Below are 23,875 nucleotides of genomic sequence, written 5' to 3'. Positions count from 1 at the left end.
GCGCAGGGGTTGCAACATCCGGGCGCGGCACCGATCTGTCATGAAAAGGAGACATGATGACCAGTACCCCCCGCGACCCTGCCTATGATCACGCTCAACCGGTCCAGAACCTGACCGGCAAGATCCTGATCGCGATGCCCGGCATGAGCGATCCGCGATTCGAGCGGTCGGTGGTGCTGGTCTGCGCGCATTCGGACGAGGGGGCGATGGGGCTGGTGCTGAACCGTCCCCTGCCCGAGATCGGCTTTTCCGACCTGCTGGAGCAGCTGGGCATCGAGGCGGACGAGGATGCCCGCCCGATCGAGATCCGCTTTGGCGGCCCGGTCGAGCCGGGGCGCGGTTTCGTGCTGCACAAGGTCGCCGAACACGGGCAGGACCCCGAGGGGCGGCTGCGGATCGGCCAGGCCCTGGCCATGACCACGACGCGCGACATCCTGATGGATCTGGCCCAGGGACAGGGCCCCGAGCCTGCAGTGCTGGCCCTGGGCTATGCGGGCTGGGGGCCGGGACAGCTGGAAACCGAGATGTTGGCCAATGGCTGGCTGACCGGAGAGGGAGCGGACGATCTGATCTTTGATCTGTCGCATGCGGACAAGTGGCAGAGGGCGCTGCGGGCGCAGGGGATCGATCCGTCGCTGCTGTCGGCGGCCGCCGGGCGCGCCTGACCAATTGCGTCCCGCGATGACCGGGGGGTTCCACCCCCCGGGCCCCCTGGGGCGGAGGACGCCTTGCCGGTGTTGCGTGCCTGTCGTGCTGGCGCGACGGCCGGGGGGTCCGGGGGGCGGAGCGCCCCCGGCCACCGCGGGACGCAACTGGTCAGGACAGGTCGGGGAAGAACCTGTCCGACGGGGTGAAGATCTCGCAGCCATCCGCCGTGACGCCGATCGAATGTTCGAACTGCGCCGACAGCGACTTGTCCCGCGTCACCGCCGTCCAGTCATCGGCCAGCACCTTGGTTTCCGGGCGGCCGAGGTTGATCATCGGCTCGATCGTGAAGAACATCCCCTCCTCCAGCACCGGCCCTTTGCCCGCGCGCCCGAAATGCAGCACGTTGGGCGGCGAATGGAACACCCGCCCGATCCCGTGGCCGCAGAAATCGCGCACGACGGACATGCGGCGTTCCTCGGCATAGGTCTGGATCGCCGCGCCGATATCGCCGAAGGTCGCGCCGGGGCGCACGGCCTCGATTCCCTTCATCAGCGCGTCATGGGTCACCTGCAGCAGCCGCTGCGCCTTGAGTGACGGCTTGCCCGCCACATACATCCGGCTGGTATCGCCGAACCATCCGTCCAGGATCACCGTCACGTCGATGTTCAGGATGTCGCCGTCCTTGAGGTTCTTGTCGCCCGGGATGCCGTGGCACACCACATGGTTCACGCTGATGCAGCTGGCATGCTGGTATCCGCGATAGCCGATCGTCGCCGATGTCGCGCCCAGCTCGGTCACCCGGTTGCGGATGAAATCGTCCAGCGCGCCGGTGGTGACGCCCGGTGCGACCATCGGCCCCACCTCGTCCAGGATCCGCGCGGCCAGGGCGCCCGCCGCCCGCATGCCTGCGAAATCCCCGGGCATGTGCAGGCGGATGCCTTCCCTCGTGATACGGCCTTCATCCATCGCTGATCCTTTCTGTCTGCCGCCCTAGATAGAGACGCGCGCCCACTTGTTCCAGCCCCGCCCGCAGGCATAGATGAAGCGCCACACCCAAGGGAGAGCCTCATGCAGTCCGACAACCCCACAGCCGCCATCCTGGTCATCGGCGACGAGATCCTGTCGGGCCGCACCCGCGAAGGGAACGCCCATCACCTGGCCCAGGTGCTGACCGCCACCGGCATCGACCTCCAGGAGATCCGCGTCGTGGCTGACCATCCCGACCGCATCGTCGACGCGATCCGCGCGCTGGACCGGACCCTGGGGGGTGCCTACGATCTGTTGTTCACATCGGGCGGCATCGGCCCCACGCATGACGACATCACCGCCGATGCCGTGGCCGTTGCCCATGGCACCACGGTCGAGATCAACGACCGCGCCCGCGCCCTGCTGGCCGACCGCTGCGCGCGCATGGGGGTCGAGCTGAACGAGAACCGCCTGCGCATGGCCCGCATCCCGGTCGGCGCCACGCTGATCGACAATGCCGTCTCGGCCGCGCCCGGCTTTTCCATCGGCGCGACCCATGTGATGGCCGGGGTGCCGGAGGTGTTCCGCGCCATGGTCGCCTGGCTGATCCCGCAGCTGCCCGTGGGCCGCCCGGTGCAATCCCTGACCGTCGAGGTCCGCCGCGGCGAAAGCGAGGTGGCCGAGGACCTGAAGGCCGTCGCCGCCGATTACGCCGACCTGTCGCTGGGGTCATATCCCTTCCGCGACGACACGGGCTGGGGCACGAACCTGGTCGTGCGGGGGCTGGATGCCACCCGCGTCGATCAGGCGATGGCCGCGCTGCGCGCCCGCATCGGGCTGTGAGGCCGGACCCCGCCCTGGCCGCCGCCTTCGAGGCGACCTGGTCCGCCGCCGAAACCCTCCGCTGCGGCGGGTTCCTGGTCGGGCGGGGTGCGGGGGCGGGCGGGCGTGTCAGCTCGGCCATCGCGGTCGGTCGCTGGACGCAGGCGGATATCGACGCCGCCTGCGCGCAGCATGCCGCCTGGGGCCAACCGCCGCTGTTCCGTGCCTGGGACGATGAGGTCGACCTGATCGCCGCCCTGACTGCGCGCGGCCTGACCGCCCATATCCCGACGCTGGTCATGGCCGCGCCCGTCGCCGCGCTGACCGACCGGCCGATCCCCCCGGTCACCGCCTTTGCCATCTGGCCCCCCCTGGCGATCCAGCGCCAGATCTGGGCCGCCGGCAACATCACCCCCGCCCGCCAAGCCGTGATGGACCGCGTGCCCCAGCCCAAGGCCGCCCTGCTGGGCCGCATTCGCGACCGCGCCGCGGGCGCGGGCTTTGTCGCGCTGCACGACCGGACCGCGATGGTCCACGCGGTCGAAGTCCTGCCCGCCTTCCGCCGTCAGGGCCTCGCCGGATGGATGATGCGCCAAGCTGCGCTCTGGGCGCAGGACCTGGGCGCCACGCGCATCGGCCTGGCCGTCAGCTGCGCCAACACGACCGCCCAGTCCACCTATGCCAACCTCGGCTTCACCATCGCCGGCAGCTACGCCTGTTACGGCCCCGCCGCCTGACCCAGGAACCGACCGCGCCCGGACCGCAGGTCCGGGCGCCACCGACGGCCGCGACCCCGGCCCGTCAGGGCCGGTCAGGCGCGGCCGTCCGCCCCCCTTACAGCTCGGTCCGCAGCTCCCACAGGTCGGGAAACAAGACCACGTCCAGCATCCGCCGCAGATAGTTCACCCCTGACGTGCCCCCCGATCCGCGCTTGAAGCCGATGATCCGCTCCACCGTCGTCACATGGTTGAACCGCCAGCGGCGAAAGTAATCCTCGAAATCGACCAGCTTCTCAGCCAGCTCATACAGCTCCCAATACCGCGCCGGATCGCGATAGACCTCGGCCCAGGCCGCCCGCGCCGCCGCGTCCGGCGCATGGGGCGCGTCCAGCGCCGTGCGCGCCGCCACATCGAACCCCGCCGCCCGCAGCCGTCCCAGCACCTCATCATACAGCGACGGCCGCGCCGCCTCCTCCCGCAGGGCATCCGCCAGGTCGGGGCGATGCGCATGGGGCGCGATCATCGCCATGTTGCGGTTGCCCGCGACGAATTCGATCATCCGGTACTGATGCGACTGGAACCCGCTGCTTTCGGCTAAAGCGGGGCGAAAGGTCGAGTATTCCGACGGCGTCATGGTGCGCAGCACGTCCCAGGCCGAATTCAGCTGCTCCATGATCCGCGCCACGCGGGTCAGCATCTTGAAGGCGGGGCGCAGGTCGCCCAACGCGATCCGCTTGCGTGCCGCCCCCATCTCCAGCAGCGCCAGCTTCATCCACAATTCAGACGTCTGGTGCTGGATGATGAACAGCATCTCGTCATGCGCGTCCGACAGGGGGGCTTGGGCCGTCAGCAGCCGGTCCAGCCCCAGATAATCGCCATAGGACATGCGCCCGTCGAACGACATGCGGGCGCCTTCTTCAGCGGGGTCGATGGTCATTGCTTCAGCCTGAACCTCTGGATCTTGCCGGTCTGGGTCTTGGGCAGGGCGTCGCAGAACACCACCCGGCGGGGATATTTGAAGGGCGCGATCGCATCCTTGACGTAGCGCTGCAACCGCTCTGCGGTGGCGGTGTCGGGGACCACGCCGGGGGCCAGCACCACATGCGCCTCGACGATCTGGCCGCGTTCCGGGTCGGGCGCGCCGATCACCGCGCATTCCAGCACGTCCGGATGCGCCAGCAGCGCGGCCTCCACATCCGGCCCGGCGATGTTATAGCCCGAGGACACGATGATGTCGTCGCAGCGGGCCGCGAAATGGAACCGCCCCTCGGCATCCTGCCAGAAGGTGTCGCCGGTCAGGTTCCAGCCATCCCGCACGTAATCCCCCTGCCGCGCATCGTTCAGATAGCGGCAGCCCGTGGGCCCGATGACGGCCAGATGGCCCAGCTCTCCGCGCGGAACCTCTTTGCCCGCGTCATCGACGATCCGCGCGCGGTATCCGGTCACGGGCCGCCCGGTGCAGCCCGGATGGCTGTCGTCCAGCCGGTTGGTCAGAAAGATGTGCAGCATCTCGGTCGCGCCGATCCCGTCCAGCATCGGCTTGCCCGTGCGGTCGTGCCAGTCCTGCCAGATGGGCGCGGGCAGGGTTTCCCCCGCGCTGATCGCCACGCGCAGGCTGGACAGGTCCGCCCCCTGATCCATCGCGCGCAGCATCACCCGATAGGCCGTGGGCGCGGTCACGCAGACGGTGGCGCGGTGGCGTTCGATGATCTCGATCAGGTTCGGGGGCGACGCATTCTCCAGCAGCACCGCGCTGGCCCCAAAGCGCAGCGGGAACACCGCCAGCCCGCCCAGCCCGAACGTGAAGGCCAAGGGCGGCGATCCGACGAAGACATCGTCCGGCGTCACCCCCAGCACCTCGCGCGCATAGCCGTCGGCGATGATCAGCAGGTCGCGATGGAAATGCATCGTGGCCTTGGGTTCCCCCGTCGATCCGGAGGTCATCCCCAACAGCGCCACGTCGTCCCGCCCGGTCCGCACCGCATCGAAGCGCACCGGTTTCGTCAGCGCCGCGCGGTCCAGGTCGGCGTCGTGGTTGGCCGTCCCGTCAAAGCCCACGATGGGCACCGGCCCCGCGGCCTGCATCTCGTCCATCAGGCGGGTGTCGCACAGCGCCAGGTCGACCTGCGCCTTGTCGATGATCTGGCGCAGCTCCTTGGCGCGCAGCATGGGCATGGTGTTCACCACCACCGCCCCGGCCTTGGTCGCGGCCAGCCAGCAGGCGACCATCGCGGGGTTGTTCGCCGACCGGATCAGCACCCGGTTGCCGGGCCGCAGCCCGTAATCCGCGACCAGCGCATGGGCCAGCCGGTTGGTCCAGTCCGACAGTTCCTTATAGGTCCGCGCCCGCCCGTTGCCGACCAGCGCCACCCGGTCGCCGAACCCGCGATCGACCATGCGATCCGTCAGTTCCGCCCCCACGTTCAGCCAATCGGGATAGTCGAAACCGGCCAGCTCGATCCGCGGCCAAGCGTCCTCTGGGGGCAGGTTGTCGCGCGTAAAGCTGTCCTCGTGCCCGCTTGGTCCCAGCATCACCGTCCCCCTATTCCGGCACCACGGCCGTGGCCTCGATCTCGACCTTGGCGCGGTCCTCGACCAGCGCCACGACCTGCACCAGCGCCATGGCCGGGTAATGCCGCCCGATCACCTCGCGATAGGCCGCCCCCACCGCGCGCAGCGCGCCCAGGTATTCGTGCTTGTCCGTGACGTACCAGGTCAGGCGCACCAGATGCTGGGGGCCCGCGCCCCCTTCCGCCAGGACTGCTACGATGTTCTCCAGCACCTGCCGGACCTGGCCCGCGAAATCGTCGGTCTGAAAGACCTGATCCGCGTCCCAGCCCACCAGCCCGCCGGTAAAGATCATCCGCCCCCGGGCCATGATCCCGTTGGAATAGCCAGATGCGCGCTTCCACGTCGCCGGATGCAGGGGTTCATGCATGATGCGCCTCCAGAATGGTGCGGATGTCGTCGGGCCAGGGGGACGGGGTGAAATCGCGCGCCATCCAGACCACGGTGGCGCGCGCCTCGACCCGGTCCTCGGCGCGGACCAGGAAGCGGGCGCTGGTCCGGCCCAGATGCTCGACCGCCAGCGTCCATTCGACCCGGTCGCCAAGGCGCGACGGCTTGCGGAATGCCATCTCCAGCGCGACGGTGGGCATCCCCTGGCCCGCCGCCATCATCGGCCCGAACCCATGGCCTACGACGTCTAGAAAGAACGTCTCGACCATGTGGTTCACCATCTCCGCATAGCGCGGATAAAAGACGATCCCCGCCGGGTCGCAATGGCAGAACTCGATGGGAATGATGCGGGTATGGGTCATGCGCCCTCCAGGATGCTGCGGGCGATGACGACGCGCTGCACGTCGCTGGCCCCCTCATAGATGCGCAGGGCGCGGATCTCGCGGTACAGGCTCTCGACCGTGCTGCCGGTGCGCACGCCGTCGCCACCATGCAGCTGCACGGCCTGGTCGATGACCTCCTGCGCGATCTCGGTGGCGTACAGCTTGGCCATCGCCGCCTCGCGCGTGATGCGGGGGGCACCTTGGTCCTTGGCCCAGGCCGCGCGATAGATCAGCAAGGCGGCGGCATCGATCTTCAGCGCCATGTCGGCCAGATGCCCCTGGACCATCTGCAGCTCCGCCATCGGCGCGCCCTGGATCTGGCGCGAGCGCACGCGGGCCAGCGCCTCGTCCAGTGCCCGGCGCGCAAAGCCCAGGGCCGCGGCCCCGACCGTGGGACGGAAATGATCCAGCACCGTCATGGCGATGCGGAACCCCTGTCCCGGCTGGCCGATCAGTGCATCATCGGGCAGCCGCACCCCGGTCAGCCGCAGATGCGCCAGCGGATGCGGCGCCATCACCGCGATTCGGCTGATCACCTCAAGGCCGGCCGTATCCGCAGGAAGCAGAAAGGCCGACAGCCCCCGCGCGCCCGGCGCCTCTCCGGTCCGCGCCACGATCACATAGACATCCGCGATCCCACCGTTCGAGATATAGGTCTTTTCCCCGTCCAGCACCCACCCGTCGCCATCGCGCCGCGCGCTGGTCGCCAGCCGCGCGACGTCGGACCCGGACCCCGGCTCGGTCAGCGCAAAGCCCGCAATCGCCCGCCCCGCCCGCGTCCGCTCCAGCCAGTCCCGCTGCGCGGCATTGCCAAACAGCGTCACGGCGCCCATGCCCAGCCCCTGCATGGCGAAGGCAAAATCCGCCAACCCGTCATGGCGCGCCAGCGTCTCCCTGATCACACACAGCGCGCGCACGTCCAGCGCCTCGCCCCCCGAATGCGCCAGCCAGCCCGCATCCCCCAACGCCCGCACCAGCCCCCGGCAGGCCCCGTCCACATCGCCGTGATCCACCGGCAGCGCCCCCACGGCCCACTCCTCCAGCCCCTGGGCCAGCACCCGATGCCGATCCTCGAAGAACGGCCAATCCAGAAAGCTGCGATCCATTTCTTCTTCACCCAAATATCCCGGGGTCCGGGGCAGAGCCCCGGTTCCCTCAGTTGCCCTCGAAGACCGGCACCTCTTTGGCGACGAACGCCCGATAGGCCCGCTCGAAATCGCGCGTGCTCATGCAGATGGCCTGGGCCTGCGCCTCGGCCTCGATCGCCTGATCCAGCCCCATGGTCCATTCCTGCAACAGCTGCGTCTTGGTGATGCCATGCGCCCAGACAGGCCCCGCCGCGATCGCGCGCGCCAACTCCATCGCGGCGGCAAACACGTCGTCATGCAGGCTGTTCCAGAACCCCCACCGCTCGCCCTCCTCGGCGCGCAGCACGCGACCGGTGTACAAAAGCTCCGCCGCCCTGCCCTGTCCCACGATCCGCGGCAGCATCGCGCAGGCGCCCATGTCGCAGCCCGCCAGTCCCACCTTGGAGAACAGGAACGCGGCCTTGGCGGACGGCGCGGCCAGCCGCAGGTCGCTGGCCATGGCCATGATGGCGCCCGCGCCCACGCAGATGCCCTCGACAGCGGCGATCACCGGCTTGCCGCAATGGATCATCGCGCGCACCAACTCCCCGGTCGTGCGGGTAAAGGCCAGCAGCTGCGGCATCTCCATGCCGACCAGCGGGCCGATGATCTCATGCACGTCGCCGCCCGAACAGAAATTCCCGCCGTTGGAGGCCAGCACCACCACATCCACGTCCGACGCATGGGCCAGCATGCGAAAGCAGGCGCCCAGCTCGGCATAGCTCTCAAAGGTCAGGGGGTTCTTGCGCTCGGGGCGGTTCAAGCGGATCACCGCGATGCGGTCCGTGACCTCCCACAGGAAATGCTCGGGCGCCAGGGCGGCCATTGTGACGGGTTTCATGCGTGCCTCCCGGCGCGGGACAGGATGTCGCGCAGCGCCTCCAGATCGGTTTCCGTCAATTGGCCAAAGATCGCATCGACCTCGGCCTCGTGGCCCAGGGCCATGATCTCGAACGCCTCCAGGCCTTCGGGCGTCAGGCGGACGCGGATGCGGCGGCGGTCGCCATCCTCGGCCTCGCGCCGGACCATGCCGTCGGCCTCCAGCCGGTCGACCACCGCCGTGGCGTTGCCATTCGACACCAGCAGCAGACGCGACAGCTCGGACATCGTGACCCCGTCCCGCCTGCGCCACAAAGCCGCCATCACGTCGAACCGCGGCAGGGTCGTGCCATGGTCGCGGCGCAGATAGTCGCGCAGGCGATTCTCGGCCCCCCGCGTCACGCCCAGCAGGCGGATCCAGGCCTTCAACCGCCGCTTGGACAGATCGCTCATGCGCTCTCGCCCCCGTCCAGGACGATGGCCTGGCCGTTCACGCTGGCCGCCGCGTTTGAGGCCAGCCACAGCGCGGTGCCCGTGACCTCGGACGGTGCGATCAGCCGCCCCTGGGGGTTCTTTCCCGCCAGCGCGGTCACCGCCGCCTCGCGGTCGCGCCCGGTCTTGTCCATGATGTTGGCGATGCTGCGCCGCGTCATGTCGGTGTCCAGATAGCCGGGGCAGATCGCGTTGACGGTGATGTCCTTCTTCGCCACCTCCAGCGCCAGCGACCGCACCAGGCCCATCACCCCATGCTTGCTGGCCGCATAGGGCGCCGCATAGGCCGCCCCGCGCACCCCCGTGATCGAACAGATCGCAATCATCCGCCCCCCCGGTCCCATCTGCGCCAGGGCCTGCCGGAAGGTCAAAAACACCCCGGTCAGGTTCACCGCGATGATGCGGTTCCAGTGGTCCATCGTGACCTTGCCGAAGGGCGCGGCCTCGGCGATGCCCGCATTGGCGATGACCACCTGACAGGGACCGGCGGCGTCAAAGACCGCGCGGACCTGATCCTCGTCGCTGACATCGCCCTGGACGGCGCGGATCAAGCCCCCGGCCACCGCCTCCAGTTTCGCCGCGTCGCGGCCGGTGATGACGACCTCGTGGCCCTGGGCGGCAAAGGCGCGGGCCATGTCGGCGCCGGTGCCGCTGCCGCCGCCGGTGATCAGGATGCGGGTCATGCGCGGATCTCCTCGGCCTGCTTTTCGGCCAGCCGACGCGCCTGATCGCGGCCCGCGTGATAGGGCAGGGGCCAGTCCGCCCCATCGCGCAGGGCCGTTGCCGCATGCAGCGTCCAATAGGGGTCGGCCAGATGCGGCCGCCCGATCGCCACCAGATCGGCGCGCCCCGCCATCAGGATGCCGTTGGCCTGATCCGCGTCGGTGATGTTGCCCACCGCCATCGTGGCCAGCCCCGCCTGGTTGCGGATGCGATCCGAGAACGGCGTCTGGAACATCCGCCCATAGACGGGCCGGGCCAGCGGCGTCGTCTGGCCGGCCGAGACGTCGATGATATCGGCCCCCGCCGCGTGGAAGGCCTGCGCAATGGCGACTGATTCGTCCGCCGTCACGCCATCCTCGGTCCAGTCCGTGGCCGAGATGCGCACCGACATCGGCTTGTCCTGCGGCCAGACGGCGCGCATGGCGGCAAAGACCTCCAGCGGCCAGCGCAGGCGGTTCTCCAGGCTACCGCCATACTCATCCGTGCGCCGGTTCGACACCGGCGACAGGAACCCCGACAGCAGATAGCCGTGTGCCGCGTGCAGCTCGATCATGTCGAAGCCCGCCGCATCGGCCATGCGGGTCGCGGCCACGAACTGTTCGTTCACTGCCTCCATATCGGCGCGGGTCATCTCGCGCGGCGTGGCGTTACCGTCGGACCAAGGCAGGGCGGAGGCGGCCATGATGGGCCAGTTGCCGTCCTCAAGGGGCTGGTCCATCCCCTCCCACCCGATGCGGGTGGAGCCCTTGCGGCCCGAATGACCGATCTGGCAGCAGATCTTGGCATCCGTCTCGGCATGGACGAAATCGGTGATCCGCCGCCACGCTGCCTGATGCTGGGGCGCATAGAGGCCCGGACAGCCCGGCGTGATGCGGCCTTCGGCGCTGACGCAGGTCATCTCGGTAAAGACCAGCCCGGCGCCGCCCTTGGCGCGTTCGCCGTAGTGGACCAGATGCCAGTCGGTGGGGCAGCCTGCGTGGGCCTTGTACTGCGCCATGGGTGACACGACGATGCGGTTTTTCAGCGCCATGTCGCGCAGGCGGAAGGGCGCAAAGATCGGCGCGCGGCCCGGCTGGCCGCCGGCCTGGGCCTGGAACCAATCCTCGGCCTCGCGGACCCAATCGGGGTCGCGCAGGCGCAGGTTTTCGTGGCCGATGCGCTGGCTGCGGGTCAGCAGGGAATAGGTGAACTGGATCGGGTCCAGGTCCAGGTAACGCTCGACCTCTTCGAACCATTCCAGGCTGTTGCGGGCCGCAGATTGCAGGCGCAGCACCTCGACCCGGCGTTCCTCCTGATAACGTTCGAAGGCGCGGGGCAGGTCGGGCTCAGAGTGGAGGTAATCGGCCAGCGCGATGGCGCTGTCCAAGGCCAGCCGCGTCCCGGACCCGATCGAGAAATGCCCCGTCGCCGCTGCGTCGCCCATCAGCACGACGTTCTCATGGTACCACCGCTCGCAGATGACGCGCGGAAAGTTCATCCAGACGGCGGACCCGCGCAGATGCGCCGCGTTCGACATCAAATCGTGCCCGCCCAGATGGTCCTTGAAGACCTCGCGGCAGGTCTCGACGATCTGCTCCTTGGACATGGCCTCGAAGCCCATCGCGTCCCAGGTCTCCTGCGCGCATTCCACGATGAAGGTCGCGGTGTCGGCGTCGAAGGAATAGACATGCGCCCAGAGCCAGCCATGGGGCGTCTTTTCGAAGATGAAGGTGAAGGCGTCGTCGAATTTCTGTTTCGTGCCCAGCCAGACGAACTTGCAGCGGCGCATGTCGATGTCGGGGCGGAAGACGTCGGCATATTCGGCGCGGACGCGGCTGTTCAGCCCGTCGCAGGCCACGACCAGATCATAGTCGCGGCGATACTGTTCGGCGGTCTGGAACTCGGTCTGAAACTGCAGGTCCACGCCCAGCTGTCGCGCGCGGTCCTGCAGCAGGATCAGCAGCTGCCGCCGCCCGATCCCGGCGAAGCCGTGCCCGCCCGACACCTGCCGGTGCCCGTCGCGGACCACCGCGATGTCGTCCCAGTAGATGAAGTGGTCGCGGATCGCCTGCGCCGAGGCGGGGTCGTTTTTCTGCAGCCGCGACAGCGCGTCGTCGGACAGCACCACCCCCCAGCCAAAGGTGTCGCCCGCGCCGTTGCGTTCCAGCACGGTCACGTCATGCGACGGATCGCGCAGCTTCATCGAGATCGCGAAATAGAGGCCCGCAGGCCCGCCGCCCAGACAGAGAATCTTCATCCCGTGCCACCTCCTGCGATGCAGGCTGGCACGGGTCCGAAATCATTTCAAGCTTGAAACTTCTGCCGCGATGGAGGCTGCGATCATCGCGGGCACTTCGGGCGCGAGGCCCACCGGATCGAGGCGCGGGCCGGTGAAGCCTGCCTGATCCAGCGCCTGCGGCAGGTCGTCGGTCACATGCTCGGCCCGCAGGGCGAACAGCGGCAGGCTGATGGCGCGGTCCAGACCGCGGGCGGCGTCGGCGATGAAGGGTTCCTGTTCGACGAAGCCCGCGACCACGCGGGCGAAATGCGGCGCGATGCGTTCGGCCAGCGCCATGGTGATGTCGTGGCTGGCCTGTCCGCGCTGCGATCCGTGCGCCGACAGCAGCAGGGTCGTGTCCGACAGCGCCCAGCCCTGGGCATCGGCGGCCTGCCGCGCCTTTTCGACGACCAGCGCGTCAAGGCCTGGATCGGTGCCAAAGGGGCGCATGATATGCGCGCCCGGCGCGCCGGCCTGCGTCAGGCGGCGGGGCAGCTCGACGCCGGTGAACCAGCCCTCGGCCATGAACATCGGATAGATGATGCAGTCGCTGCGGCAGGTGCGGGGCAGGGCATCGGGGTCGGCCAGGGTAGCGCCCATGACCTCGACGCCCGGCGCGTGGGCGGCAACCTGCGCGGCCAAAGCTTCGATGGCTTGCTGTTGGGGGGCGGGGTCGCCGGGCTGGCCATGCGAGACGATGACGGCACGCGACAGGATCTGCGGCTGGTCGGCATCATGGAAATACTGCGCCAGGGCATCGGGCATGGGGAATTCTGCCAGGGCGCGGGCGCGGGCATCGGCCGACATCTTACGGGCGGTCTTTTCGATGATGCGGGGGATCTTGTGGTCGGGCTGTTCGGCCATGAAATCGCCCAGATACCAGCGGATGAAGGTGAAGCAGATCACGTCCTCCAGCGCCTGGACCTGGGGGTCGCGCTTGATGCCCTGTTTCGTCAGCATGCGGCGGGCATCGGCGATGTCGTCGTCGTGATAGCCCGCATCGGCCATGATGCCCGCGATGCGGTCCGCGTGACGGCGGCCCTGTTCCTGGCGCCACGCGAGATAGCCGGGGCGGTTCATCGGATAGTCCGCCCGTGGAAGCAGCCAGCGTTCGACATGCTGGCCGCGACAGGCGATGCGCAGCGCGTCCGAGGCATCGGGGAAAAGGCGCTGCTGTTCCGCGGTCATGCGCTGGCCATAGAGCAGGTTCGCGGGCTGGCCATCATCCAGGTTGGGGTCTTGGGCATTGGCGGCGTCGATGGCGGTAAAGGCGTGGTCGAGGCGGGTCATCGCGGGCTCCGGCTGTTTGGGGGAGTGTGCGCAGGGCGGGCGCGGGTGGCAAGCGGGGAAGGGGGGCGCTGCCCCCCGTCCTTGCGGACTCCCCCCGGGATATTTTTCTGAAGAAGAAGGGTCAGGGCAGGGTGAAGAGGTCGGGGATGTCGGCGTGGTAGTCCAAAAGGATGCGGGCGGCGAGGTCGGCGATGAGCGGGGCCATGCCGAAGCCGATCTTGAAGCCGCCATTGGCGATCAGGTGGCCGGGGCGGCCGGGCCAGGGCGCCAGGATCGGCGCGCGCGAGCGGGCGCGGGGGCGCAGGCCGGCCCAGATGTCGAGGGTTTCGGCATGGGCCAGTGTGGGGCAGAGGGCGGTGGCGCGGGTCAGGAGGGTCCGGGCCTGATCGTCGGGGCCGGGGTGGTCCCAGGTGTTTTCCGAGGTCGAGCCGATGGCCGTGGTGCCGTCGGCATGGGGCACGATGTGCAGCCCGTCGGCAAAGAGTTGCGGGCTGTCGGGGGCGGCATGGGACAGCAGCAGCGACTGGCCCTTGACCCCTTGGCCGATCCTGCGGTCCAGCGCGGTGTTCAGCGCCATGAGGCCGGGGGTGCCGGTGGCCCAGATCGTGGGGGCGTGGTTGTCGGGGGCGGGGGTGTGTTCGTGGATCCGGCCTCCCCCGGCGCGGATCGCCGTGGCCAGCGCCTGCAGGGCGGCGCGGGGGTTCAGGCGGGCGGTCAGTCCGTCGGTGAGCCACAGGCCGGTGGGGCTGGGCGGGATCAGCGGGCCCTGGGGGTCGCGGGTCAGGGTCATGCCCAGATCGGCGGGCCAGTGGCGGGACGCGGCCTCGATCCGGGCGGGCAGGCGGGCGGCGGTCTGTGCGTCCGGCACGGGTTGCAGGCGGCCGGTGCGGGCATAGCCGGTGGGCACGCCCGAGGCCTGTTCGACGCTGGCCCAGAAGGCGGGGGCCGCCAGCAGGCTGTCCAGCTGCAGCTGTTTCTTGGTGTTCCAGGGGTCGGGCGCGTGGGGCGCCAGGGCGCCGACATGGCCGCCGGATGCGCCTGCGCCGATGGCCGCCGCCTCGAACACGGTGACCTGCGCGCCGCGCCGGATCAGCGCCCAGGCCGCGGCCAGCCCGAAGACGCCGCCGCCCGCCACATGGATCACCCTTGCCAAACCCGCGCCCTTTCCCGACAGATGCGTCATGAGCGACCTAACCCATCCCCGCCCCGATGACGAGCCTGCGCTGGACTGGCGCGACGGTAGCGTCCCCGTGTCGCAGCGGTTCGACGACCCCTATTTCAGCCTGTCCGGTGGGCTGGAGGAGACGCGCCACGTGTTTCTGGGCGGCAACGACCTGCCCGCGCGGCTGGTGCCGGGCTTTCACGTGGCCGAAACCGGGTTCGGCACCGGGCTGAACGCGCTGGCCCTGGCGCAGGTGGCGCAGGTGCCGGTGCGGATGACCAGTTTCGAGGCCTTTCCGATGAGCCGGGCGCAGCTGGAACAGGCGCATGCGGCCTTTCCCGAACTGGCCGATCTGGCGCAAGCGCTGCGCGATAGCTGGGGTCAGGGGATGATTCAGGTGGGTCAGGTTGCGTTGACGGTGGTGCTGGGCGATGTGCGTCAGACTCTGCCCGCGTGGGGGCAGGCGGCGGATGCGTGGTTCCTGGACGGCTTTTCTCCGGCCAAGAACCCTCAGATGTGGGGGGCGGATGTCATGGCGCAGGTCGCGGCGCATACGGCGCCGGAGGGCACATTCGCGACCTATACCGCGGCGGGCCATGTGCGCGGCGCGCTGGCCGAGGCGGGTTTTGCGGTCACCCGCAGCCCCGGTTTCGGGCGCAAACGGCACATGAGCCGGGGGGTTCTGACCGGCTGATCGGGCGCGCCACTGGCAATCGCGTGGCAGAGCGCCTATCTGCCAGAACCGGACAGCCGTGGCCGCGCGCCCCTGCCCCTCAACAGACCCACAGGAGAGACGCATGGCCGCGATCATCGACATCGACCATCTGTCGAAGCAATACGGCAGCGGCACCAAGGCCTTGGACGACGTGACCCTGACCATCGACGAGGGCGAGATCATCGCCCTTCTGGGCCCGAACGGCGCGGGCAAGACGACGCTGATCTCGATCATCTGCGGGCTGGTCACGCCCACCGGCGGCACGGTCCGCGTGGGCGGGCACGACATCCGCACCGACTGGCGCGCCGCGCGCAAGCTGATCGGCCTGGTCCCCCAGGAGATCGCGCTGGAGCCGTTCGAAAAGGTGATCAACTGCGTCCGCTTCACCCGCGGATTGTACGGCATGCCCCCAAATGAGGCCTATATCGAACGCATCCTGCGCGCCCTGGCCCTGTGGGACAAGCGCGACGCCGCCACGCGCGAGCTGTCGGGCGGCATGAAGCGCCGGGTGCTGATCGCCAAGGCGCTGTCGCATGAACCCAAGGTGCTGTTTCTGGACGAACCCACCGCCGGCGTCGATGTCGCGCTGCGCCGCGAGATGTGGGAGGTCGTGGGCGATCTGCGCCGCGAGGGCGTGACCATCATCCTGACCACCCATTACCTGGAGGAGGCCGAGGAGATGGCCGACCGTATCGGCGTCATCGCCAAGGGCCGCCTGCTGCTGGTCAAGCCCACGGCCGAGCTTATGGGCGATTTCGGCAAGAAGACCCTGGCGATCGACCTGGACCAGCCGCTGGCGGTCATTCCCGACGATCTGGCGGGGCGCGGCCTGACCCTGGCGGCGGATGGGCGGCGGCTGTCGTTTGAATACGACACGCGGGCCGAGCGCACCGGCATCGCGCGGCTGCTGGGCGATCTGGCGGCGCGCGGCATCACGGTGCGCGACGTGTCCACCCGGCAATCCAGCCTGGAGGACGTGTTCCTGTCCCTTGTTTCGGAGGACGCGGCATGACCGGTCTGAACTGGCCCGGCATCCGGGCGATCTTTCACCACGAGATGATGCGCTTTTTCCGCACCATCTGGCAGTCGCTGGCATCGCCGGTCCTGTCGACGGTGCTGTATTTCGTGGTCTTCGGCGCGGCCATCGGCGGGCGCATCCAGTCGGTCGAGGGGGTCGAATACGCGGCCTTCATCGTGCCCGGCCTGATGATGCTGACCGTGCTGCAGCAGGCCGTCAGCAATGCCAGCTTTGGCATCTATTTCCCGAAATTCAGCGGCACGATCTATGAATACCTGGTGTCCCCCGTCGGCTGGATCGAGGTCACGATGGGCTTTGTCGGCGCCGCCGCCGCCAAGGCGATCCTGATCGCGCTGGTGATCCTGCTGACCAGCTTTGCCTTTGTGGGGGTGCATATCCTGCACCCGTTCTGGATGGTCGGGTTCCTGGTGCTGTCCTCGGTCGCGTTCAGCCTGCTGGGCTTCATCATCGGGCTGTGGGCGAAATCGTTCGAACAGCTGCAGATCGTGCCGATGATGGTCATCATGCCGTTGGTGTTTCTGGGCGGGGCCTTCTACTCGGCCAGCATGCTGCCGCCCTTCTGGGAGGGGGTCGCGAAACTGAACCCGGTCCTCTACCTGATCTCGGGGTTCCGCTGGTCGTTCTTCGGGCTGGCCGACGTGCCGGTGGGCGTGTCGCTGGTCGCGGTGGGCATCATGGTGATCGTCTGCCTGGCCATCATCCGGCGCATCTTTGCGACCGGCTGGCGGCTGCGCGACTAGGGGCGGATGCTGTCGCAGATGCGCGCCTGCGGGTCCAGACGGACATAATCGCGGGCGCTGATCACCTGCATCTCCATCGACCGGTTCCAGCCGCCGAACCAACGGTCTCGCACGCCGCCGCGATAGTAGTTGCCCATGATCTGGTCGACATAGGGCGGGATGATCTGGGTGTTGGGGATGCGCGGGGCATGGAACCCGATCCGCGCATGCGGCCCCAGACAGGCGTTCGGCATGGTCGTCAGGATCGTGCAGGCCGACCGGCAATAGCCGCGGATGCGCACCGTGCGCCCCGACGATTCCAGCTCCTGCCGGGTCTGGACCATCTGCAGCACGTTGCCGCCCCGGTGGTTCCAGACGTCGATGAACTGGCCCGCGCGCTGGATGCCCTGCGGCTGCTGGGACAAGGCGGGGCTGGTGGCCGTCAGCGCGGCGATCACGATCAGGGCAAGGCGGCGGGCTGTTTTCATGGCGACATCTGGTCCTTTTTCGCGCCCGGGGTGAAATCACGTTCCAGCGACGGACCACGCAGGCTGCTGGCGAAACGCGCTGCGGGTTGAACCGGTTGCGGGGTGGCGGCGTTGGCGATGCGAACCCTTATTGGAGACGCCCCCATGTTCCGACTGCTCAAGCTGTTTGCCATCTTCAAGATCATCCGCCGTTTCATGGGCCGCCGCTGAGCGCGCCCTGACGGCGGAACGGTCTTTCCCCGCGCCCGCGAATCGCATATCTGCGGGCGATGCAGCAGAATCCGCCCGACATCCGCCCCGACCTTGCCCGTGCCCGCGTTCCCGATGACCGGCGCGAGGGACAGCCGACCATCGGCATGGTGTCCTTGGGCTGCCCCAAGGCGCTGGTGGACAGCGAACGCATCCTGACCCGCCTGCGGGCCGAGGGCTATGCGATCAGCGCGGACTATCACGGCGCGGATGCGGTGGTCGTCAACACCTGCGGCTTTCTGGACAGCGCCAAGGCCGAATCGCTGGACGCCATCGGAGAGGCGCTGCGCGAGAACGGCCGCGTGATCGTCACCGGCTGTCTGGGCGCGGAACCCGACTATATCACCGGCGCGCATCCCAAGGTTCTGGCCGTCACCGGCCCACATCAATACGAACAGGTGCTGGACGCGGTGCACAAGGCGGTGCCGCCGCAGCCCGACCCGTTCATCGACCTGCTGCCGGCCAGCGGGGTCAGCCTGACGCCGCGCCATTACAGCTATCTGAAGATTTCGGAAGGCTGCAATCACAAGTGCAAGTTCTGCATCATCCCCGACATGCGCGGCCGTCTGGTCAGCCGCCCGGCCCATGCCGTGGTGCGCGAGGCCGAAAAGCTGGTGCAGGCCGGGGTGCGCGAATTGCTGGTGATTTCGCAGGACACCAGCGCCTATGGCCTGGACCGCAGGCACGACACCGAACGCGGGCATCGCGCGCATATCACCGATCTGGCGCGGGATCTGGGCTCGCTTGGCGCCTGGGTGCGGTTGCATTACGTCTATCCCTATCCGCATGTGCGCGACCTGATCCCGCTGATGGCTGACGGCCTGGTGCTGCCCTATCTGGACATCCCGTTCCAGCATGCCCATCCCGACGTGCTGCGCCGCATGGCCCGCCCGGCGGCGGCGGCGAAGACCCTGGACGAGATCGCCGCATGGCGCGCGGTCTGCCCGGAGATCACCCTGCGCTCGACCTTCATCGTGGGCTATCCCGGAGAGACCGAGGCAGAGTTCCAGACCCTTCTGGACTGGCTGGACGAGGCGCAGCTGGATCGCGTGGGCGCCTTTCAGTACGAAAACGTGCGTGGCGCGCGCGCCAACGACCTGCCGGACCATGTCGACCCGGAGGTCAAGCAGGACCGCTATGACCGCTTCATGGAGAAGGCCCAGGCCATCAGCGCCGCCAAGCTGGAGGCCAAGGTCGGCACCCGGATGCAGGTGATCGTCGATGAGGTCGATGCGGATGGTGCCACCTGCCGGACCAAGGCCGATGCGCCCGAAATCGATGGTAACCTGTTCATCGATCAGGGGTTTGACGCGCTGAAGCCCGGCGATATGGTGGACGTGATCGTGGATGAGGCGGGCGAGTATGACCTTTGGGGACGCATCGATGGACCGGCTGCTGACCACGCTGGCGATCAGCCCGGCCTTTGACCCCGAAGGCCAGCCGCGCAAGCCCGGCGCGCTGTGCATCGGCGCGCAGAAGGCCGGGACCAGCTGGCTGGCCCAGATGCTGGGCCAGCACCCGCAGGTCTGGATACCGCCCTTCAAGGAGGTGCAGTATTTCAACCACCTGCACATCCCTGAACACCGCCGCTGGATCGCCTGGCACTATCGCAACAAGCCGCAGGAGATCCGCGACCGCCACAAGATGCGCAAGGTCGACCTGGTGCCCGAACTGGACGCCTATCTGACCGCCATCACCAGCGGCAAGATGTTCCACAACCAGTGGTACAAGCGCGTCTTCGCCCCCGCGCCCGAACACGCGATGCCGATGGATTTCACCCCCGAATATTCCGGCCTGCCCGACGAGGGGGTGCAGGCGGTCCATGACCTGCTGCCCAAGGCGCGCGTGATCTATCTGATCCGCCACCCGGTCGATCGGGCCATATCCCAGCTGCGCATGAACCTGCGCCGCGAAAAGCGCACGCCCGTGACCGAAGCCGACTGGCTGGCCGAGGTCGCGAACCCCGTCCTGGACGAACGCGGCGATTACGCCACCTATCTGCCGCGCTGGCTGAAGCGCTATCCCGACATGCTGGTCCTGCCCTTCGGGCAGATCGCGCGGGCCCCCCACAAGGTCATGGACGCGGTCGAGGCGCATCTGGGGCTGGGCCCCTGCTTTTACGGCAACCTGACGCAAAAGGTCTTTGCCAATCCCGACGGGCCGATGCCGCCCCCTGCGGCCGTGGCCGCACTGGAGGCCCGGCTGGCCCCGCAGATGGACGCGCTGCGCGACATCATGGGCGCCGATTTCGCAGCCGAGGTGCGCTGATCTTCCATCGGACGCCCGTTTCCCTTACAAAGCGGCAAATTCACAGGAGTTTCCGATGGCGTCCTATCAGTTCGTCTACCACATGGACGGCGTGTCCAAAACCTATCCCGGCGGCAAGAAGGTGTTCGAGAACATCAAGCTGAACTTTCTGCCGGGCGTCAAGATCGGCGTCGTCGGCGTCAACGGATCGGGCAAATCCAGCCTGATGCGCGTGATGGCCGGCATCGACAAGGATTTCACCGGCGAGGCCTGGGCCGCCAAGGGCGCGACCGTCGGCTATCTGCCGCAGGAGCCGCAGCTGGACGAATCCCTGGACGTGCGCGGCAACGTGATGCTGGGGGTCGCGGCCAAGCAGGCCAAGCTGGATCGCTATAACGAGCTGGCGATGAACTACTCGGATGAGACCGCCGAGGAGATGTCGGCCCTGCAGGACCAGATCGACGCCGAGAACCTGTGGGACCTGGACAGCCAGGTCGATGTCGCGATGGAGGCCCTGCGCTGCCCGCCCGACGACGCCGATGTCAGCACCCTGTCGGGCGGCGAACGCCGCCGGGTGGCGCTGTGCAAGCTGCTGCTTGAGGCGCCGGACATGCTGCTCTTGGACGAACCGACCAACCACCTGGACGCGGAAACCATCGCCTGGCTGCAAAAGCACCTGATCGAATACAAGGGCACGATCCTGACCGTGACCCACGACCGTTATTTCCTGGACGACATCACGACCTGGATCCTGGAGCTGGAGCGCGGCCGCGGCATCCCGCATGAGGGCAACTATTCGTCCTGGCTGGAGGCCAAGGCCAAGCGCGTCGCCCAGGAGGCCCGCGAGGACAAGTCCAAGCAGAAGGTCCTGGAAAAGGAACTGGAATGGATCCGCGCCGGTGCCAAGGCCCGTCAGGCCAAGCAGAAGGCCCGCGTCAACGCCTATAACGAGATGGCCAACAAGACCGAGAAAGAGCGCATCACCAGCGCCCAGATCATCATCCCCAACGGCGAACGCCTGGGCGGCAAGGTGATCGAGGTCACCGGCCTGAAAAAGGCCATGGGCGACAAGCTGCTGATCGAGAACCTGGACTTCACCATCCCCCCCGGCGGCATCGTCGGCGTGATCGGTCCGAACGGCGCGGGCAAGTCGACCCTGTTCCGCATGCTGACCGGACAGGAGCAGCCCGACGAGGGCACGATCACCCTGGGCGACACGGTGCAGCTGTCCTATGTCGACCAGTCGCGCGACGCGCTGGGCGATGACAAGAACGTCTGGGAGGAGATCAGCGGCGGTGCCGAGCTGATCGCGCTGGGCGATGCGACGATGAACAGCCGCGCCTATTGCAGCGCCTTCAACTTCAAGGGCAGCGACCAGCAGAAAAAGGTCGGCACCCTGTCGGGCGGCGAGCGCAACCGCGTGCATATGGCGAAACTGCTGAAATCGGGCGGCAACGTGCTGCTGCTGGACGAACCGACCAACGACCTGGACGTCGAGACCCTGCAGGCGCTGGAGGCGGCGCTGGACGACTTCGCGGGCTGCGCGGTGATCATCAGCCACGACCGCTTTTTCCTGGACCGGTTGTGCACGCACATTCTGGCCTTCGAGGGCGATGCCCATGTCGAATGGTTCGAAGGCAACTTCGAGGCCTATGAGCAGGACAAGATCCGCCGCCTGGGCCCGGATTCGGTCAACCCCAAGCGCGTGAAATACAAGAAGTTCACGCGCTGATCGCATGATCCCGCTGCGCCCGGCGCGCAGCGGGAAATCCGACGCTGGCCTGTTCTGGTCGGGGCGGTGCTTTCCTGAAAGCTTTAGGGACAGGGTGCGTTGACGCATTCGTGAATTGTCCGTAATCCGAATTATTAACTGTGTTTCGGATTATGGCAATGAAAATTAAAGCTTTTTTTACGACCTCCGTTCTGGCGGCGCTGGTGGCCAGTGCGTCATCGGCGCAGGATGCGGTGTCGCCCGACGCGGCGCCAACCCTGCGCGCGACCCTCTATGTCGCATCGGGATCGGCGCGGGCCGACGGTCCGTTCGAGAATGACGACCCGCCCTTTGCGATCGGCATCATGGCCCAGGCACCCGACAGCCGCCTGATCTTCGGCGCGGATCTGGGGCGCGAGGGAACGTTCCTCGATTCGACCTGGCGACAGAACGAGGCGGTCAAGCAAGGCACCTCTGTGAACCTGCTTGTCGGGGCGAATCTGTTGGATGCAGGCGCGTGGAAGGCGGATGCCGCTGCGCTGCTGGGGGTTCGGACGGCCTCCGCGGATTGCGCGGATTCCTATCTGGGCTATCAATGCTATGCCGATACCCCGCCCAGCACCGAATACGAGGCGAACTTCGGCGCACTGGTGACGGTAACCTATTCGCGCATGACCCTGGGCATCCGCGCGACCGGCGAAAGCACCCAGATCGTCGCGGGCCTGCGCTTCTGACAGTGCGGCGCCCATGAAAAAAGCGGCCCCGGAGCGGGGGCCGCTTTCGGTGCGTGGTTCGGCAGGGATCAGAAGCGGAACGAGGCGCGCAGCTGGATCATGTCGGTGTCCAGGTCGGCGCCGGACACGTCCAGCACGTCGTCAAAGTCCTGGCGGGTGTATTCCGCGCCGACGACGAAACGCTCGGTCACCTTGAAGTCGGCGCCCAGGCCATAGGTCACGGCCGTCTCGGACAGATCGCCGCCGTCGATATGCGCGGCGCCCAGGCTGACATAGGGCATGAAGCGGCCCAGGTCGTAGCCGGCGCGGCCGCGCAGGCGGACCAGGTCGGCATTGTCGCTGTAGTCCAGGTTGATGCGGTTATAGTCCAGCTCTCCGCCCAGGACGAACTGGCCAAAGTCGCGGTTGTAACCGGCATGCAGACCATAGGCGTCAAAATCTTCCGATAAGGACTCGCCGCCGAAGGACAGCTCGGCATCGCCCTGGCCGTACTGCAGACCGGCATAGAAGCCCGTCCAGTCCGACACCGGGGTGACGACCGGCGCCACGACCGGGGCGGGCGCGGTTTCGACCACGGGGGCGACATAGCCTCCGGCATGGGCGGCACCCGACACGAGGACGACGGCGACGGCGGCGGGAATGAATTTCATCTTGGATCTCCAGATCAGCGGTTGTCCGTCTGATCTAGGGCAGGGGTCCGGCGGGTGAAACCGACTGAACCTGTCTGTCTGATCCGTCGTGTCGCAGGGGCAACCACGACGCCGTGAGCGGATGTGAGCATGCCGCCACGGTCATTCGCGCAGGGCCCGCCCGGGCAGGCGCGGGGCGATGCGGCCCCGATCACGGCATGGGCCGACCACAGGGATCGCCCGCCGGGCGGTGCGGAAAATCCATGCACCGGGGGTTGCCGGGGTCCCGCGCATGCGGCCCGGTCTGCTGCGTCCCCTGCGATTACAGGGGCTTGGCCGCTGCGCTCAGGACATGACCTGCCGGGCACCGCCGCAGCGGGTGCGGGTCGCGGGGGTCACCGTCGCGGGCGGCGCGACGCTGTCCGGGGCGGCGATGACGGGCGGCGTGGCGGGGGTCTGCTGCGCCAGGGCGGGCAGCGGCGACAGCGCCAGGGCAAGGGCGGCGATCAGGCGGGGCATGGGATCTCCTTTCCGATGAGCCCCAACAGGGTGCGCCCGAATCGCCCGGGGACCAAACGGAAACTGCGCCTCAGCGGGTCTTGCCGGAAAAACCGGGCGGCCTGCGGGCGATCCAGGCCCAGAAGGGGGCAAGGTCGGGATGCGCGCGCAGCGCCTCGACGGTGTTGACGCTGCGGGCCAGTTCCGTCTCGCGCAGGGTCTTGTGGATGGTCTTGTGGCAGATGTGGTGCAGAAGGACCGTGGGCCCGCCCTTGCCGCCGCGCAGCTTGGGGATCAGGTGGTGGCGGCTTTGCGGGACATCCGCCGGAATGGGCCGCAGGCACAGGGGGCAGACGGGGTCCGGCCCCTCGGCATCGTGGCGCAGGGGGTCTGACGCCATCGTGACCAGCGGGTCATGGTATCGCGGTTTACGCATATGTCGGCCTCGCGTTACGCCATGGGGCATCTGACCCCAGCCCC

The 23,875-nt window shown here is 68.1% G+C and carries 26 protein-coding genes and 1 pseudogene; 10 read left to right on the top strand and 17 right to left on the bottom strand.

Annotation, left to right across the window (positions count from 1 at the left end; genetic code table 11):
- The first annotated feature begins 56 nt into the window (after positions 1-56).
- Entirely contained in the window at positions 57-665 is a 609-nt protein-coding gene (locus FA740_RS12870) for a YqgE/AlgH family protein (protein ID WP_136857181.1), read from the top strand.
- Between the two features lie 151 nt (positions 666-816).
- Here the strand turns inward: FA740_RS12870 and map are convergent, their stop codons facing one another.
- Positions 817-1,614, bottom strand: a complete 798-nt coding sequence (gene map, locus FA740_RS12865; protein WP_136857180.1) for a type I methionyl aminopeptidase — start codon at positions 1,612-1,614, stop codon at positions 817-819.
- Between the two features lie 102 nt (positions 1,615-1,716).
- On the opposite strand from map, the gene FA740_RS12860 reads away from it, so the two are divergent.
- On the top strand, positions 1,717-2,457 hold the full coding sequence (locus FA740_RS12860; RefSeq protein WP_136857179.1) for a competence/damage-inducible protein A: 741 nt from the start codon (positions 1,717-1,719) through the stop codon (positions 2,455-2,457).
- Positions 2,454-3,173: a GNAT family N-acetyltransferase gene (locus FA740_RS12855; protein ID WP_136857178.1), complete on the top strand. Its 720-nt coding sequence runs from the start codon at positions 2,454-2,456 to the stop codon at positions 3,171-3,173. Before FA740_RS12860 ends, FA740_RS12855 begins: the two co-directional genes overlap by 4 nt.
- A 97-nt stretch (positions 3,174-3,270) precedes the next feature.
- Here FA740_RS12855 and FA740_RS12850 read toward each other — a convergent pair whose 3' ends face one another.
- The 12 genes and pseudogenes from FA740_RS12850 to FA740_RS12795 form a co-directional block, all read right to left on the bottom strand.
- Positions 3,271-4,092: a tryptophan 2,3-dioxygenase gene (locus tag FA740_RS12850; protein WP_136857177.1), complete on the bottom strand. Its 822-nt coding sequence runs from the start codon at positions 4,090-4,092 to the stop codon at positions 3,271-3,273.
- The gene (locus FA740_RS12845; RefSeq protein WP_136857176.1) at positions 4,089-5,687 is read right to left on the bottom strand and encodes an AMP-binding protein; all 1,599 of its coding nucleotides are present in this window, start codon (positions 5,685-5,687) and stop codon (positions 4,089-4,091) included. Before FA740_RS12845 ends, FA740_RS12850 begins: the two co-directional genes overlap by 4 nt.
- 10 nt (positions 5,688-5,697) lie before the next feature.
- Positions 5,698-6,093: a RidA family protein gene (locus FA740_RS12840; RefSeq protein ID WP_136857175.1), complete on the bottom strand. Its 396-nt coding sequence runs from the start codon at positions 6,091-6,093 to the stop codon at positions 5,698-5,700.
- Positions 6,086-6,475, bottom strand: a complete 390-nt coding sequence (locus FA740_RS12835; RefSeq protein WP_136857174.1) for an acyl-CoA thioesterase — start codon at positions 6,473-6,475, stop codon at positions 6,086-6,088. Before FA740_RS12835 ends, FA740_RS12840 begins: the two co-directional genes overlap by 8 nt.
- On the bottom strand, positions 6,472-7,602 hold the full coding sequence (locus tag FA740_RS12830) for an acyl-CoA dehydrogenase family protein (RefSeq protein WP_136857173.1): 1,131 nt from the start codon (positions 7,600-7,602) through the stop codon (positions 6,472-6,474). The genes FA740_RS12835 and FA740_RS12830 overlap by 4 nt, the downstream gene beginning before the upstream one ends.
- Positions 7,603-7,651: 49 nt before the next feature.
- Positions 7,652-8,464, bottom strand: coding sequence for an enoyl-CoA hydratase family protein (locus FA740_RS12825; RefSeq protein ID WP_136857172.1), 813 nt, complete (start codon positions 8,462-8,464; stop codon positions 7,652-7,654).
- Complete coding sequence (locus tag FA740_RS12820) at positions 8,461-8,895, bottom strand: MarR family winged helix-turn-helix transcriptional regulator (RefSeq protein WP_136857171.1); 435 nt, start codon at positions 8,893-8,895, stop codon at positions 8,461-8,463. Before FA740_RS12820 ends, FA740_RS12825 begins: the two co-directional genes overlap by 4 nt.
- Positions 8,892-9,617, bottom strand: a complete 726-nt coding sequence (locus FA740_RS12815; RefSeq protein ID WP_136857170.1) for an SDR family NAD(P)-dependent oxidoreductase — start codon at positions 9,615-9,617, stop codon at positions 8,892-8,894. Before FA740_RS12815 ends, FA740_RS12820 begins: the two co-directional genes overlap by 4 nt.
- Positions 9,614-11,893: a bifunctional salicylyl-CoA 5-hydroxylase/oxidoreductase gene (locus FA740_RS12810; protein ID WP_136857169.1), complete on the bottom strand. Its 2,280-nt coding sequence runs from the start codon at positions 11,891-11,893 to the stop codon at positions 9,614-9,616. Before FA740_RS12810 ends, FA740_RS12815 begins: the two co-directional genes overlap by 4 nt.
- A 42-nt stretch (positions 11,894-11,935) precedes the next feature.
- Positions 11,936-12,364 (bottom strand): CbiX/SirB N-terminal domain-containing protein, encoded by a 429-nt coding sequence (locus FA740_RS20350; protein WP_277355206.1) that lies wholly within the window; start codon positions 12,362-12,364, stop codon positions 11,936-11,938.
- Between the two features lie 288 nt (positions 12,365-12,652).
- A pseudogene (locus FA740_RS12800) lies at positions 12,653-13,204 on the bottom strand (DUF4202 domain-containing protein); the annotation flags it as partial.
- Positions 13,205-13,325: 121 nt separating this feature from the next.
- On the bottom strand, positions 13,326-14,387 hold the full coding sequence (locus FA740_RS12795) for an NAD(P)/FAD-dependent oxidoreductase (RefSeq protein ID WP_169306297.1): 1,062 nt from the start codon (positions 14,385-14,387) through the stop codon (positions 13,326-13,328).
- Between FA740_RS12795 and mnmC2 the strand changes: the two genes are divergently transcribed.
- The 3 genes from mnmC2 to FA740_RS12780 all read left to right on the top strand — a co-directional run bounded on the left by mnmC2 (position 14,386) and on the right by FA740_RS12780 (position 16,860).
- Positions 14,386-15,060, top strand: a complete 675-nt coding sequence (gene mnmC2 / locus FA740_RS12790) for a tRNA (5-methylaminomethyl-2-thiouridine)(34)-methyltransferase MnmC2 (protein WP_136857168.1) — start codon at positions 14,386-14,388, stop codon at positions 15,058-15,060. The genes FA740_RS12795 and mnmC2 overlap by 2 nt on opposite strands.
- 103 nt (positions 15,061-15,163) lie before the next feature.
- Complete coding sequence (locus tag FA740_RS12785) at positions 15,164-16,093, top strand: ABC transporter ATP-binding protein (protein ID WP_136857167.1); 930 nt, start codon at positions 15,164-15,166, stop codon at positions 16,091-16,093.
- A complete protein-coding gene (locus FA740_RS12780) occupies positions 16,090-16,860 on the top strand; it encodes an ABC transporter permease (protein ID WP_409780800.1) in 771 nt (256 codons plus the stop codon). Before FA740_RS12785 ends, FA740_RS12780 begins: the two co-directional genes overlap by 4 nt.
- On the opposite strand, the gene FA740_RS12775 is transcribed toward FA740_RS12780, so the two are convergent.
- Positions 16,857-17,327 (bottom strand): hypothetical protein, encoded by a 471-nt coding sequence (locus FA740_RS12775; RefSeq protein ID WP_136857166.1) that lies wholly within the window; start codon positions 17,325-17,327, stop codon positions 16,857-16,859. The two genes, FA740_RS12780 and FA740_RS12775, sit on opposite strands and share 4 nt — an antisense overlap.
- Before the next feature lie 269 nt (positions 17,328-17,596).
- On the opposite strand from FA740_RS12775, the gene rimO reads away from it, so the two are divergent.
- The 4 genes from rimO to FA740_RS12755 all read left to right on the top strand — a co-directional run bounded on the left by rimO (position 17,597) and on the right by FA740_RS12755 (position 22,268).
- On the top strand, positions 17,597-19,003 hold the full coding sequence (rimO, locus tag FA740_RS12770) for a 30S ribosomal protein S12 methylthiotransferase RimO (RefSeq protein WP_169306296.1): 1,407 nt from the start codon (positions 17,597-17,599) through the stop codon (positions 19,001-19,003).
- Positions 18,960-19,844: a sulfotransferase family protein gene (locus FA740_RS12765; RefSeq protein WP_169306295.1), complete on the top strand. Its 885-nt coding sequence runs from the start codon at positions 18,960-18,962 to the stop codon at positions 19,842-19,844. Before rimO ends, FA740_RS12765 begins: the two co-directional genes overlap by 44 nt.
- A gap of 55 nt (positions 19,845-19,899) precedes the next feature.
- Positions 19,900-21,555, top strand: a complete 1,656-nt coding sequence (gene ettA / locus FA740_RS12760) for an energy-dependent translational throttle protein EttA (protein WP_136857163.1) — start codon at positions 19,900-19,902, stop codon at positions 21,553-21,555.
- Between the two features lie 158 nt (positions 21,556-21,713).
- Complete coding sequence (locus FA740_RS12755; RefSeq protein WP_136857162.1) at positions 21,714-22,268, top strand: hypothetical protein; 555 nt, start codon at positions 21,714-21,716, stop codon at positions 22,266-22,268.
- A 68-nt stretch (positions 22,269-22,336) separates the two neighbouring features.
- On the opposite strand, the gene FA740_RS12750 is transcribed toward FA740_RS12755, so the two are convergent.
- The 3 genes from FA740_RS12750 to FA740_RS12745 form a co-directional block, all read right to left on the bottom strand.
- The gene (locus FA740_RS12750) at positions 22,337-22,918 is read right to left on the bottom strand and encodes an outer membrane protein (protein WP_136857161.1); all 582 of its coding nucleotides are present in this window, start codon (positions 22,916-22,918) and stop codon (positions 22,337-22,339) included.
- Between the two features lie 324 nt (positions 22,919-23,242).
- On the bottom strand, positions 23,243-23,416 hold the full coding sequence (locus tag FA740_RS19730; protein ID WP_169306294.1) for a hypothetical protein: 174 nt from the start codon (positions 23,414-23,416) through the stop codon (positions 23,243-23,245).
- Positions 23,417-23,486: 70 nt separating this feature from the next.
- Positions 23,487-23,795 (bottom strand): HNH endonuclease family protein, encoded by a 309-nt coding sequence (locus tag FA740_RS12745; protein ID WP_136857160.1) that lies wholly within the window; start codon positions 23,793-23,795, stop codon positions 23,487-23,489.
- Between the last annotated feature and the right edge of the window lie 80 nt (positions 23,796-23,875).

It is taken from the genome of Paracoccus hibiscisoli, assembly GCF_005048265.1.
Classification (GTDB): domain Bacteria; phylum Pseudomonadota; class Alphaproteobacteria; order Rhodobacterales; family Rhodobacteraceae; genus Paracoccus; species Paracoccus hibiscisoli.
Note: the sequence above shows the minus strand (reverse complement) of the source record. Positions and strands in the feature narration are given on the sequence as shown.